This is a genomic window from Bradyrhizobium sp. T-12, assembly GCF_058314695.1.
In genome coordinates this window covers 4041920-4053978 of record NZ_CM177756.1, presented here as the reverse complement: position 1 = coordinate 4053978, position 12059 = coordinate 4041920, and the positions used below count along the sequence as shown (strand labels likewise).

At 64.5% G+C, this 12059-nt stretch carries 12 protein-coding genes; 5 read left to right on the top strand and 7 right to left on the bottom strand.

Features of this window, described 5'->3' with window-relative positions:
- Positions 1-226 precede the first annotated feature (226 nt).
- From AC0WRY_RS19160 to AC0WRY_RS19150, 3 genes are read right to left on the bottom strand one after another with little or no spacing between them, the layout of a single operon-like run.
- A complete protein-coding gene (locus AC0WRY_RS19160; RefSeq protein WP_246776269.1) occupies positions 227-1345 on the bottom strand; it encodes an HD-GYP domain-containing protein in 1119 nt (372 codons plus the stop codon).
- Positions 1346-1392: 47 nt separating this feature from the next.
- Positions 1393-1719, bottom strand: a complete 327-nt coding sequence (locus tag AC0WRY_RS19155; RefSeq protein WP_194402362.1) for a PilZ domain-containing protein — start codon at positions 1717-1719, stop codon at positions 1393-1395.
- The gene (locus AC0WRY_RS19150; RefSeq protein WP_194402361.1) at positions 1716-2825 is read right to left on the bottom strand and encodes a DUF2336 domain-containing protein; all 1110 of its coding nucleotides are present in this window, start codon (positions 2823-2825) and stop codon (positions 1716-1718) included. Before AC0WRY_RS19150 ends, AC0WRY_RS19155 begins: the two co-directional genes overlap by 4 nt.
- 295 nt (positions 2826-3120) lie before the next feature.
- Here AC0WRY_RS19150 and AC0WRY_RS19145 point away from each other — a divergent pair, with 295 nt between their 5' ends.
- Together AC0WRY_RS19145 and AC0WRY_RS19140 are read left to right on the top strand one after the other, a co-directional pair.
- The gene (locus AC0WRY_RS19145) at positions 3121-4068 is read left to right on the top strand and encodes an AraC family transcriptional regulator (RefSeq protein WP_194408319.1); all 948 of its coding nucleotides are present in this window, start codon (positions 3121-3123) and stop codon (positions 4066-4068) included.
- 49 nt (positions 4069-4117) lie between these two features.
- On the top strand, positions 4118-4708 hold the full coding sequence (locus AC0WRY_RS19140; RefSeq protein WP_491120435.1) for an NADPH-dependent FMN reductase: 591 nt from the start codon (positions 4118-4120) through the stop codon (positions 4706-4708).
- A gap of 47 nt (positions 4709-4755) precedes the next feature.
- On the opposite strand, the gene AC0WRY_RS19135 is transcribed toward AC0WRY_RS19140, so the two are convergent.
- Positions 4756-6837, bottom strand: a complete 2082-nt coding sequence (locus AC0WRY_RS19135; RefSeq protein WP_491120433.1) for a methyl-accepting chemotaxis protein — start codon at positions 6835-6837, stop codon at positions 4756-4758.
- Between the two features lie 87 nt (positions 6838-6924).
- Positions 6925-7365 (bottom strand): DUF1810 domain-containing protein, encoded by a 441-nt coding sequence (locus tag AC0WRY_RS19130; protein WP_491120431.1) that lies wholly within the window; start codon positions 7363-7365, stop codon positions 6925-6927.
- A 180-nt stretch (positions 7366-7545) separates the two neighbouring features.
- Between AC0WRY_RS19130 and AC0WRY_RS19125 the strand changes: the two genes are divergently transcribed.
- The 3 genes from AC0WRY_RS19125 to AC0WRY_RS19115 all read left to right on the top strand — a co-directional run bounded on the left by AC0WRY_RS19125 (position 7546) and on the right by AC0WRY_RS19115 (position 10073).
- On the top strand, positions 7546-8523 hold the full coding sequence (locus tag AC0WRY_RS19125; protein ID WP_491123487.1) for a DUF2778 domain-containing protein: 978 nt from the start codon (positions 7546-7548) through the stop codon (positions 8521-8523).
- Between the two features lie 67 nt (positions 8524-8590).
- A complete protein-coding gene (locus AC0WRY_RS19120) occupies positions 8591-8848 on the top strand; it encodes a hypothetical protein (RefSeq protein WP_036000273.1) in 258 nt (85 codons plus the stop codon).
- Between the two features lie 133 nt (positions 8849-8981).
- Entirely contained in the window at positions 8982-10073 is a 1092-nt protein-coding gene (locus tag AC0WRY_RS19115) for a TRAP transporter substrate-binding protein (RefSeq protein WP_491123486.1), read from the top strand.
- A 154-nt stretch (positions 10074-10227) separates the two neighbouring features.
- Here AC0WRY_RS19115 and AC0WRY_RS19110 read toward each other — a convergent pair whose 3' ends face one another.
- On the bottom strand, positions 10228-11010 hold the full coding sequence (locus tag AC0WRY_RS19110; RefSeq protein ID WP_194402357.1) for an ABC transporter ATP-binding protein: 783 nt from the start codon (positions 11008-11010) through the stop codon (positions 10228-10230).
- Positions 10998-12053 (bottom strand): dihydrodipicolinate synthase family protein, encoded by a 1056-nt coding sequence (locus tag AC0WRY_RS19105; protein WP_194402356.1) that lies wholly within the window; start codon positions 12051-12053, stop codon positions 10998-11000. Before AC0WRY_RS19105 ends, AC0WRY_RS19110 begins: the two co-directional genes overlap by 13 nt.
- Positions 12054-12059: the final 6 nt, after the last annotated feature.

Genomic DNA, 12059 nt, shown 5'->3' with positions numbered 1-12059 from the left:
GCCTGGTTCGGCGGTTCTTTGGCCCGCGACTGCGGCGCCCGATCGATGAAGATCCAAGTCTTCCTTTCACTCCCGAAGAGTTCGGCCGGCTGATTCGCAGCGGTAGGCATGAGGACATGAAGCTGCTGGCCGACGGGCTGGCCTGCCGGTCCATCCCGCGCCGCGCCAGCTATCGCGCCACTCACTAGGCGGATTTGCTGCGCCGCGATTGCCAGGGCCCGGCGTCTCAACGCGTGAGCGCGACGGGCTTGAACGAGTTCACCAGGGCTTTCTCCAGTTTTCCGCTCATCCCGCGCAGGATGTCGTAGGCTTCCGCACGAGGCATGGTCGGCTTGTAGTGCCGGTGCTCGATCAGAGCTGCGAAGATGTCGGAGATCGTGAGAATCCTCACGATATCGCCGATACTCTCGGCGCAGAGCGCATCGGGATAGCCGCTGCCGTCGAGATATTCGTGATGATGGCGAACGGCATCGAGAATTTCCGGGGAAATCCCGTCGTGTCCCCTCAGAAACTCGTAGCCCGCAGCCGGATGGGTCTCGATCAGGGCGCGTTCCTCGTCGTCGAGGCGGCCCGGCTTGTCGAGAATGGCGGGCGGGATCTGCGCCTTGCCGATGTCGTGGAACATGGCCGCGGAGTAGAGGCGCTCCAGATCGGCTCTTCCGACGCCGAGGCTCAAGCCGAAGTCGATGGCGACGCCGGTCACGAGCAGGCAGTGCTGGTAGGTTCCCTCGTGGTGGCGCCGCACCGTCGTGAGCCATTCCGAAAGGCCCCGTTCGGTGATGCGATCGGCAATCTGGCGGCCGGCCTCCTTGGTGCCGTCGACGTCGAGGGACTGACCGAGGGTGACGGCTGTGAACATCGAGGCGATCGCGGTGGCCGCGGTCTCGACCGCGTTGTCCGACTGTGCGGTCTCGCTCGATGAGACAGAAGACAGGTCCGCCGGATTGGACAGGGCGGCCAGCAGTCTGGGACGATTGATCGTGCCGGGCAGGACGAGCGTCGCCCCGAGCGCGTAGGCTTGCGAAATGCCGACGTGAGAGCTGTGCTCGAGGAGAAATATCCGCTTCTTTGCCTTGGCGAGCTTGCCAGCGCGTTTCTTGATCGCGGCAATATTGCCGACGTCGCGGAGGTCGGCGCGGATGACGACGGCGGAGGGCACCTGCGACAGCTTGGCTTGGGCGTCCAGCCGCTCGCCCGCGACGGCGAACCGCTCCTCCAGGATCGAGCAGAGGCCGGTCAGCTTGTCGGAAGTGTCGGCCAGCACATGCACGAAGGTGCGGGCCCGTTCCTTTTCTCGCATACCGCCCGGGTCGGCGGAGCTGAGGATGGTTCGCGCGTTCTGCACGGCGTGACCTGCGATGTCTCTGATTGTCGTATGAACGATCGGCTAAATCATCCTGCGGCGGTTTTCGTCTTTGCCGGCGGTGCGCTCTCGGACTTCTTCTTGCCATCTGCTGTGACGAAGTGAACGCCGGCGGTGGTGCCGTCGATCCAGACCAACTCGCAGCGCCGATAGGCGAGTCCGGTCGAGGACAACACCAGGAAAAATTCCTTGGCCTGCAGCACGTCCAGCGTGCCCTCGACCTCGACCTTCGCGCCTGTCTGCGACACGTCGAGCAGAACGCAGCTGCGCCGCCATGTGCCGTCCGAGCCCATCAGGTTGACGGGCTGACGGTGGTCCATCTTCACGCGAGATGCCTTGCGGCCATCGAACTTCATCGGTTGCCCCCCGCTCTCGCGCCATATCTTCCGCGACCGTTCCCCTGGGCACCCGCGGCGATTTCCCCCCATCGGACCGTCCACTGACTGGTCGACAGGAGCAGTGTCTCGAAAACATCCTGCGCGCGCTCGCGCTCAGCAAAGGATAGCCTGGTCCCGCTACGGTTGCTCAGGATGGCAAGCGTGGTCTGCCAGCTCAGCCGCGAAGCCCGGCAGGCCATGACCAGGCCTTCGCAATCGCCGTCGGTCATGACGTGTTCAACAATCTCGATGGGAGCGCCCGAAAGCACCGACAAGGCCGTCACCAAATTGGCGGTCTCGCCGCGGATCGCGAAGCGGTTCACGGTGGAATCGTTGAGCTTGCCGATGCGATTGAGCGCGACGATCTCTGGCCGCGCGCTTGCATAAGCGGCCGGGCCAGGCAGCTTGGGCACTATCGGCATCGCCGCTTGAGCAGGCGAGACGGAGGGAGTCATTGGCTCTGCGCGAGCGCTGGGCTTCGTTGTGGGCGACAGCAACTTTCGCAAGACGGGGTCGGGCGTGCCGGGCCTGAGGGCCAGGGCCTTGGTTAGCTCTTCATCCCTCGTGCACTTCTCGACAAGCGCATCATGGGCGGTATCGGAGAACCGCGTCCCTATATTGTGAATCAGCGCAAGGTGAACGGCGCGGCCTCCGCGCCTGATGAGCGTCTCGGCCAACGCCGGCTCGATGCGCTCCCGGGCTGCGATCGCGAGTTGTTGCCGTTCGCTGCTCGAAATCGCGATGGTATCGAGATCGGACGTGGACAGCGCCTGTGACTTGAGCAGAACGGGGCAGGCCACGTCGGGATCGTCGTGCGCGGCGAGGTGCCGCAACGTCTTCGGCGGAGCCACATTGAGTTCGGCGAGCGCCACACCGAGTTGAACCAATGCGCTGGCCTCGACCCGCTCCGCCAATCGCAGCAGGACGCCATCGACCACGTCGGCGAGCAATTCCTGAGACCGGTCACCGCTGCCGGTGAGCAGTTGCACAATGCCGTCGAGGATGCGACCGCAACGGTCGAGCGGGCAGGTTGCGACCGCATCCTCCAACTCACCCAAAATATCGGCAGGCGAATTTGCCGTCATGGCAGGAGCCTGAATTTGAAAATGACTTGACGATATAACGAGCTTCATTGCGCCTTAAGCGCGTTAATGGCATTTTAAGCGAGGAGTATCCCGATACGGGCTAAATCGCCGAATCTCGAAAAACGCTATCGAAATTCGGCGAGATATGAAGTCCCGCGTTGTTCTTTTGGTCTTGCCGTCGCCAACTTGCCAAGACACGTTGAGATTGATTTTCTCGGTCCGACGCAAAAACCGAAGCGGGAATGGACCCGGCACTGCCGGACCCCGTGTCGGTGGCGCAGCATTTCCTGTTACCATGAACAGTATTGATGACGTGCCCAGGTTGGCACCCAAGATATTTCGTTTTTCAGACGTCGATGAATTTCGGAATTCCATCCGAGGCCTGAACTTCGAATTCACGCCGTTCGTACGGAGGATTTCGGCCGAGCAGATCATTCTCTCACTGCCAGGCTGCGACGTGAATTTGACGACGGCATTTCCCCGCGCGGTCGATGCGCAGCTCGTCGAGAATTGCACTGCGGTCGGGTTCACCATGGATGATCTTGATGAGCCCATACGCTTCAATGGCTCGCAGCGTGCCCGTCCGGCCGTTGTCATTGGCGGTGGCGGCGCGGCCTACACCATCATCGAGGAAGTGCAGCGGCAAATCGCCTCGGTGATTTTCAGGCCGGAGGTGACGGATCGTGGCTGGCCACGAGCAGCCAAGAGCTTCAAGATTTTCGAGACCAGCGCAGCTGGCCTGAACCGGTTGCGCGGCATGGTGCGCGAGGTCCTGACCGCGGCTTCAGAGCCGGTCGAGGCGTCGCACATTCCGCTCAAGGCAAGAGCAATGAAAGAATCCCTGCTCGGGGCGGTCGACCATGCGCTGGAAGACGTCGTTTCGGCCCGCTGGACTCAGCGTCCCAACGACGAGCGGAACTTCAGGATATTCCAGGATATCCGCGCGCTCCTGTCCGGTGATCTCTCCCAGCCGATCTACAGCGAGGAGATGGCGCACAAGCTCGGACTGTCCGTCCGCACCATGCACGACGTCGTCCGCCGCTATCGCGGCATGAGTCTGCACCGATACTTGCGGCTGCGCCGGTTGTGGCTGGTGCGCCAGCGCCTGCTCGCCGGCGCCGACAGCGTCAAGGCCGTGGCGCTCGCCTTCGGCTTCTGGCATCTCAGCGATTTCTCCCGGAGTTACCGCGACCAGTTTGGCGAGACACCGTCGCAAACGTTGGAGCACGGGCGCCGGCGATAGTTTGACAAATCGCGTAGGGCGGCAGCCGGTTTCGTGCTACCGTCCAACCATGAGCAATCGCATTCTCGTCCTCTACGGTTCCTATCGTTCCGACCGCATGGGCATCCGCCTTGCGAATTTCGTCATCAATCGTCTGCGTGGCCGCGGTGAGGACGTCGAATTCATCGACGCCAAGGCGGTCGGCCTGCCGATGCTCGACCGCATGTACAAGGAATACCCTGACGGCATGGCGCCCGAGGCGCTGGAAAAGCTGGCCGGACAGATCCGCGGCGCCGACGGCTTCGTCTTCGTCACCGGTGAGTACAATTGGGGCATCCAGCCCGGCTTGAAGAATCTCACCGACCATTTCCTCGAAGAGTGGTTCTGGCGTCCGGCCGCGATCGTGAGCTATTCGGCCGGCCGCCTGTCCGGCGCGCGCGCGGCGACCGCGTGGCACGGCACGCTGTCGGAGATGGGCATGGTGGTGGTGTCGAGCACCATCGGCGTCGGCCCGATCGCGCAGACCTTGTCGGCCGAGGGGGAGCCAATCGGCGAGGGTGGCAAGGCGCTGGAGCGCGCGTTCCCGCGCTTTGCCGACGATCTGACGTGGTGGATCGAGGCGGCCAAGGCGCAGCGGGCCAGGAAAGCGCCGCCTTATTAGGCCCTGCTGTGGAGCCCCGTTGGCTCCATCCGCGCTACGTAATCGGCTTACGCCGCCCTGACCTCGCCGAGGAAGCGGTCGAATTGTCCCGCGAGATCGCGCGACTGGGTCGAGAGCTGCTCGGCGGCGACCAAGACTTCCCGCGCGGCGGCGCCGGTATCGTCGGCGGCGCGCTGCACACCCGATATGTTGGTGTTGACCTCCTGGGTGCCGCGCGCAGCCTCCTGGACGCTGCGGGCGATCTCCTTGGTGGCCGAGCCCTGTTCCTCGATCGCCGCGGCAATCGCGGTGCCGATCTGGTCGATCTCGCCGATGACGTCGGCGACGTTGCGGATCGCGGCCACGGTCTCGTCGCTCGCGGTCTGGATCGCCGTGATCTGCTCGGAGATTTCGGTCGTCGCCTTGGCGGTCTGGCCCGCCAGCGACTTCACCTCGGAGGCAACCACGGCAAAGCCGCGGCCGGCATCGCCGGCGCGGGCGGCCTCGATCGTGGCGTTGAGCGCGAGAAGATTGGTCTGCTCGGCGATGCTCTGGATCAGCGTCACGACGTCGCCGATCTTCTGGGCGCCCTCGGCGAGCATGCGCGCGGTGTCGCCGGTGCGGCGGGCATTGTCGACGGCGCGGGCCGCGATCTCGGTGCTCTGCGCGACCTGACGGCCGATCTCGGAGATCGAGGAGGTCAGCTCTTCGGTGGCGCTCGCGACCGTCTGCACGTTGGTCGAGGTCTGCTCGGAGGCGGCGGCGACGACCGCGGCCTGGCTGTTGGTCTGGGCCGCCGTCGAGGTCATCGACTGCGCGGTGCTCTCCATGGTCGAGGAAGCCCGGGACAGGCCACCGACGAGCTCGGTGACCTTGGCTTCGAATGCGCGGGTGAGCTCGTCGAGCGCCTGCGCGCGGCGCATCTTGCCGTCGTTCTCGGCCTGCTTCTCGGCGGCGAGCCGGTCGGCCCGGATCATGTTGTCCTTGAAGACCTGAACGGCCGCGGCCATCGCCCCGATCTCGTCGGAGCGATCGGCGCCGGGGATGGCGTCCGCAACCTCGCCCTCGGCAAGTCGCGACATCCGGCCCGTCAGGTTGACGATCGGCGCGCAGACGCGGCGGCGGACCATCACGATCAGGCCGACGCTTGCGATCAGCACGGCGGCAAGGCCTGCAAGGGCGATGGTGAAGCTGGTGCGCGCGGCGGAGGAAGCCCCGGCGAGGATCTGCTCGGAATTGTCATAGAACGCGTCGCGGACCTCGATGATGGTGCTGAGGCCGCGCTGCGTGGCGGCGTAATAGGTCTCCATGTCGTGTTCGTACTTGCCGCTGACGGCGCCGTCCTTGACGAGCTTGAGCTCGCGGCCGAACTCCTCGACATAGATCGAATTGAACTTCTCCAGCGCCGCGGCGACGTTCGCAGGCGTTGCCGGATTGCCGCGCAGTTCGAGCAGCGCCATCACGAGCTGGTCGTTGCGGCCCTGCGAGCGACCGATATCGGCCTTCTCGGTGTCGGTCGCCGGTTTCTTGCCGCCGACGAGATTCTTGTGCAGGCTGGAGTTGAAGCCGCCGACGTCGCGCAACGTCATGGCCGTGTTGGCGTAGCTCGCCTGCCGGTAGGCGTCGCCGTTCAGGATCGCCATGCGGCGGACCTGCTCGTTGAGCAGCGCGGTCACGCCGCTGTTGAGCACGGCGTTGTCGGCGACGATCTTCTTGGCGGCGTCCTTGCGCGCCTCGGCCGGTCCGGTGAGCGCCTTGTCGATGGCCTCGCGCAGCGCGGTGAATTTTGCGTTGATGCCATCGATATTGCTGCCGATGGTCGCGCCGTCGTCGAACGCGCCGGGCAGCTCCTTGCGCAGCGCATTCATCTTGTCGCGGGCGCCGTCGGTCTGCTTGCGCAGCTTGTTCTGTTCCGCGAGCAGCGCCGGGTCGATGGTCGCAGGCCCGTAGAGGATGTTGGTCGAAAAGCCGCGCTCGGGGTTGAGATAGCGCGGGATGTCGCTGGCAGCGCGGGCGATCGCGAGCCTGCCCTGAGCCTCGCTGATCCGGTCCATCGTCTGGTACTTCGTCACGGCGACGTAGACGGCGAGGCCGCCGCCCACGGTCGAGAGCGAGACGATGGCGGTGGTCAGGAGCGTACCGATTTTCATGATCTGTCCGGCAAATAACGGAGAATTATTTTGCCCGGACGATAGTTTGCCCGTGTTAATCCCGGGTTTACGCTGTCCACCCTCAGCCTAGCCGGATGCGCGGTCGAGCCTAGCGAGGATCTTCAGCGTGGCGCTGTCGCGTTCGCCTGCGAAATACCGGGCGAGTGCGTCACCGAAAATGGGCTGATCGGACACCGCGCCGAACAGCGTCATCGACGAGCGGAATTTGGCATCATCCGGCGCGCCGAGGATCGCGTTGATGCTCCGGCCCTCGACGGCGAGGATGAGGCCGGTGCATTCGACCAGGCGCGCCCCGAGCACCGGATGGGCGAGGTAGGCCTCGGCCTCGGCACGGGAGCCGATGGCGTAGCGCTGCGACATGGCGCTGAAGCCGAGACCGGCGATTTGCGGGAAGACGAACCACATCCAGTGAGTCTGCTTCCGGCCCCTCGCCAGCTCCCCCTCGACGGCGCGAAAAACCGGGTCCTGGGCCCTGACGAAGCGCTCTAGATCGAAAGGATCGGTCATTGGATACCTTGGGGATGCCCTGTGGAGCCCTTGCCGGCCGCGATTATGCCTAACTTTTGGCTCCCAATGTGGTAGCTGGTATAGAGTCTCTGGGCGGGGGTTGGGCCCCCCGGGGGTCGATTTGGGGATCTGATGGTTTCCGACCGCGCAAGCGCCGACAGGCTGTTGTCGCGCCGCCGTATGGGGCGGGCGGAGCGCGTTTTGCTGTCTCTGGCTGCCGTGGCGCTGGCGCTGGGCGCGGCCGCCTGGGTCGCGGACATCGGCGATTCGCGCTCGCTGGTCACTGCGGCTCTGCCGCCGGCCACCAATGGCCCGTCTTTCGAAGACCGTTTTGCCTCGGCGTCGGGCAATCCGTCCGCTCGCGAGCTTGGCCTGCGAACGGTGGAGCGTTCTGCGTTGAACGCAGTCCAGCTCAAGCTGCGCGATGCCAAGGCGATGCTGGCCCAGAAGCTCCAGGGCGACGAGTGGCGCTCGACCCTGACCGAAGACGACCGGCAGACGGTTGACGAGACCAGGCCCGCCACGCAGCGCGCCGATGCGGTTCCCATGCCGCGCTCGCGCCCGCCTCAGGCGGATTTCTCCGCCCAGATCGCGTCCAGCCAGGCCTATGCCGAGACCAACCCCAGGGTCGACAACCGCAACTTCTTCGAGAAATTCACCGATAAGATCAGGCTGGCCTCGCTGACGCCGGGCGACGGCCTGTTCGGCAAGGCGCCCGATCTCCAGGCCCTCGGCTACGATTCGCGCACGGCGGTCTATGACATCAAGGCCAAGGCGCTTTACCTGCCGAGCGGTGTCGCGCTGGAAGCCCATTCCGGCATGGGTGCGCTGATGGACGACCCCGATCATGTCGACCAGCGCATGGTGGGGGCGACCCCGCCCGCGATCTACGATTTGAAGCCGCGCGAAAAACTGTTCCACGGCATCCGCGCCCTGCGCTTGACGCCGACCGAAGGCACCAGTGCGCTCGGCCGCGTCGGCCTTCTCACCCACAGCTACATGCTCGGGCCGCGCGGCGATTCCAACGGCTGCGTTTCGATCAAGGACTATGATCGTTTCCTCAAGGCCTGGGACAATGGCGAGTTCAACCGCCTTGTGGTGGTGCCGAGCCTGAGTGGATCGGCCACTGCCTCGCAGCGCGCGAGCACCGACTCCTGATATTTGCCTGCTTGCTGTGGGGCTGCCGTTTCCCCTTCGTTAAGCCGTCATCGTCCAGAAGCAGCCCATGAGTGATCCATCAAATTCCGAGACCCCGCTGCGTACGACGTTCAAGATCAAGTTGAACGGTGACACGCTGGCGATCGCGACGGTCGGCCAGGCCTATCAATTCCTCACCAACTTCAAGTCGGTCGAGTGGATGGAATTCCGTTCCCTGCACGAGGATGCCGTCGCGGCCCTGGAAGGCGCTGCCGGTAATGCGATGCTGGCGGTGCAGGCGACCAACGCCGTGCGCGCGCTGTTCGTCAGCGCCAAGCTGCTCTGAGGGTCTTCAGCTCCCGGCTACCGGCCGTTCTGTCGCATCTTGAACTCTGCTTTGGGAACGGGCAAACGGTCCGCGAAGACCGTCGCCGCAAAACCCATATGTTTGAAAACTGAATTCAACGGAGATTGCCATGATGAAACGCCGTACGTTCCTCAAGGGCGGCGCGGTTGCCGGCGCGACGACGCTGGTTGCTGCCCCTGCGATCGCGCAGAGCGCGCCCGAGATCAAATGGCGCCTGACCTCGAGCTTCCCGAAGTCGCTCGACACCATCTACGGCACGGCGCAGATCTTCGCGAAATATGTTGCCGAGGCCACTGACAACAAATTCCAGATCCAGACCTTTGGCGCCGGCGAAATCGTGCCGGGCTTGCAGGCGCTCGACGCCGTCAGCACCGCCTCGGTGGAGATCGCGCAGACCCCGCTCTATTTCTACATCGGCAAGGAGCCGGCGCTGGCCTATGCCACCGGCGCGCCGTTCGGCATGAACCATCGCCACCAGGAATCGTGGTGGCATTTCGGCGGCGGCGCCGACCTCACCAATGAGTCGCTGAAACCGTTCAAGGCGCACGCGATCCTGTGCGGCAATTCCGGCACCCAGATGGGCGGCTGGTTCCGCAAGGAGATCAAGACCGTCGACGACCTCAAGGGCCTCAAATTCCGCATCGCCGGCATGGGCGGCCATGTGCTGGCCAAGCTCGGCGTCGTGCCGCAGCAGATCGCGGGCGGCGACATCTATCCGGCACTGGAGAAGGGCACGATCGACGCGGTCGAGTTCGTCGGTCCCTATGACGACGAGAAGCTCGGCTTCCACAAGGTCGCCAAGTACTATTACTTCCCCGGCTGGTGGGAAGGCGGCGCCATGCTGCACATGGTCGTCAACGACGAGAAATGGGCCTCGCTCCCCAAGCAGTACCAGGCGATCGTCAACCAGGCAGCCTCGGCGGCCGGCGCCTGGATGCTGGAAAAATACGATAGCGTGAATCCGGCGGCGCTGAAGCGGCTGATCGCCAATGGCGCGGAGCTGAAGGCATTCCCGCAGCCGGTGATGGAAGCCTGCTACAGCGCGGCCCAGGACCATCTGAACGAGCTCGCCGCCAAGAGCGATCTGTTCAAGCGGACCAAGGAGAGCCACGATGCGTATATGAAGGAGCTGCTGTTCTATACGCAGATCGCGGAAAACTTTTACGACAACTATTTGCTCAGCAAGATGCGCAACAAGAGCTGATAGACGCCATCATTCCGGGGCGCGCCTCTTGGGCGCGAGCTGTGATGCGCAATTGCGCATCCGAGAATCCATGTCACCGCCTGTCCTGCTGCCCAATGGATTTCCGGGTTCGCGACTTCGTCGCGCCCCGGAATGACAGCGGAGAGGTGGCTTGTCAGGCCGCGCCCAGCCCCAGCTTCGCGTAGATCCTTCGCGCATAGGCGCCGAACGCGTCTGTCGTCTTCAACGGCAGATCGCGCGGGAAGGGCAGGTCGATCGGGAAATAGTCGGCCATCTTCGCAGGTCCCGCCGTCAGCACGGCGCAATGCGAGGACAGGAACACCGCCTCCTGGATCGAATGCGTGACGAAGATGATGGTCTTGCCGCTCTCGCGCCAGATCCGCTGCATCTCCAGATTCATCTGCTCGCGCGTCAGCGCATCGAGCGCGCCGAACGGCTCGTCCATCAGGATCAGCTTGGGATCGTGGATGAAGGCGCGCGCGATCGCGGTGCGCTGCTGCATACCGCCGGAGAGCTCTCGCGGATATTTCTGCTCATAGCCGGCGAGCCCGACGAGGTTGAGCAGGTCGCGCGCCCGCTCGCGCGCGGCCTTCATCGGCAGGCCGACGATCTCGGCCGGCAGCAGCACGTTGTCCAGGATGTTGCGCCATTTCAGCAGCAGCGCTTGCTGGAACACCATGCCGATGTCGCGGCTCGGATCGAACGGGCTATCGGCATTGCCGATCCTGACGGTGCCGCCGTCGGCGCCGTGCAGGCCGGCCAGAATCTTCATCACTGTCGTCTTGCCGCAGCCGGACGGGCCGACCAGCGAGACGAGCTCGCCTTCCTGCACGTCCATCGTGACGTCGGACACCGCCAGGAATTCGGCGCCGCCGCTGCGATAGACCTTGCGGACGCCTTGCAGGCTGATGAAGGGGGTTGGACTCATGCCAGCCATTTGTTCAGGTTCGCGGCGACAAAAGTATCGTCGCTGAGGTCGGCGTGCTCGCGCGTGACGCGATCGATCTCCTCCTTTTGGCCGGGACTGAGGCGCTCGTTCGGATCGAGGCACCACAGGCCCTGCATCAGGCCCTGGCGGCGCAGGATTTCGTGGCAGCCGGCGATGCAGCCGTGAAAATTGTTGGCGACGTCGAAGAAGGCGCTGTTGCAATCGGTGACGCGGGCATCGAGGGCGAGCAGGTCGGCCGGGACGCTGTCCTTGTGCCGCGCCGCCTTGCAACGCTCGAACTGCTTGATGGCGCTCGCGGTCCACACCGACCAATGGCCGAGCAGGCCGCCCTTGAAATAGGTGCGCGTGGTAACGCCCTTGTCGCGCAGGTCGAACGGCAGCATCAGGTCGAGCAGGATGTGATCGTCATTGCCGGTGTAGAGCGCGACGCGGTCGAGCGCGCCGGCCGCTGCGACACCGCGCAGCACGTCGAGCGTCCGGTAACGGTTGAACGGCGCGATCTTGATGGCGATGACATTGTCGATCGAGGCAAAGCGCTGCCAGAACCGGCTCGACAGGATCACGCCGCCGACGGCGGGCTGCAGGTAGAAGCCGACCAGCGGGATTTCCGCGGCGACCGCCGTGCAATGCGCGATGATTTCGTCCTCGGAGGCGCTCTTCATCGCGGCAAGGCTGAGAAGGCCGGCGTGATAGCCGATGTCACGGGCGGTGCGGGCTTCGGTGACCGCCTGCGCGGTCGGACCTGCAAGCCCCGCGACCATCGCCAGCGGACGCTTGGTCCAGTTGGTCGCTGTCTCGGCGGCAAGCTCGAGCACGGGGCGGTAGAGGCCGACATCGCGGATCGCGAATTGCGTCGTGTGCACGCCGACCGCAAGGCCGCCTGAGCCTGCGTCGATGTAATAGCGCGTCAGCGCGCGCTGATGCGTCTTGTCGAGCTGGCGCTCGGCGGTGAGCGCGAGGGGGTGCGCCGGCAGCACGGTGCCGTCGGCGATCAGCTTGCGGATGTCGGCGTCGATCTGGCTGCGGTGCATGATGTC

What these genes read in the sequence shown, in the direction of transcription:
- AC0WRY_RS19105 (WP_194402356.1), bottom strand. Translation starts at nt 12,053, where the DNA reads ATGCACCGCAGCCAGATCGACGCCGACATCCGCAAGCTGATCGCCGAC.
- AC0WRY_RS19145 (WP_194408319.1), top strand. Translation starts at nt 3,121, where the DNA reads ATGAACAGTATTGATGACGTGCCCAGGTTGGCACCCAAGATATTTCGT.
- AC0WRY_RS19110 (WP_194402357.1), bottom strand. Translation starts at nt 11,010, where the DNA reads ATGGCTGGCATGAGTCCAACCCCCTTCATCAGCCTGCAAGGCGTCCGC.
- AC0WRY_RS19120 (WP_036000273.1), top strand. Translation starts at nt 8,591, where the DNA reads ATGAGTGATCCATCAAATTCCGAGACCCCGCTGCGTACGACGTTCAAG.
- AC0WRY_RS19115 (WP_491123486.1), top strand. Translation starts at nt 8,982, where the DNA reads ATGAAACGCCGTACGTTCCTCAAGGGCGGCGCGGTTGCCGGCGCGACG.
- AC0WRY_RS19130 (WP_491120431.1), bottom strand. Translation starts at nt 7,365, where the DNA reads ATGACCGATCCTTTCGATCTAGAGCGCTTCGTCAGGGCCCAGGACCCG.
- AC0WRY_RS19125 (WP_491123487.1), top strand. Translation starts at nt 7,546, where the DNA reads ATGGGGCGGGCGGAGCGCGTTTTGCTGTCTCTGGCTGCCGTGGCGCTG.
- AC0WRY_RS19155 (WP_194402362.1), bottom strand. Translation starts at nt 1,719, where the DNA reads ATGAAGTTCGATGGCCGCAAGGCATCTCGCGTGAAGATGGACCACCGT.
- AC0WRY_RS19140 (WP_491120435.1), top strand. Translation starts at nt 4,118, where the DNA reads ATGAGCAATCGCATTCTCGTCCTCTACGGTTCCTATCGTTCCGACCGC.
- AC0WRY_RS19150 (WP_194402361.1), bottom strand. Translation starts at nt 2,825, where the DNA reads ATGACGGCAAATTCGCCTGCCGATATTTTGGGTGAGTTGGAGGATGCG.
- AC0WRY_RS19135 (WP_491120433.1), bottom strand. Translation starts at nt 6,837, where the DNA reads ATGAAAATCGGTACGCTCCTGACCACCGCCATCGTCTCGCTCTCGACC.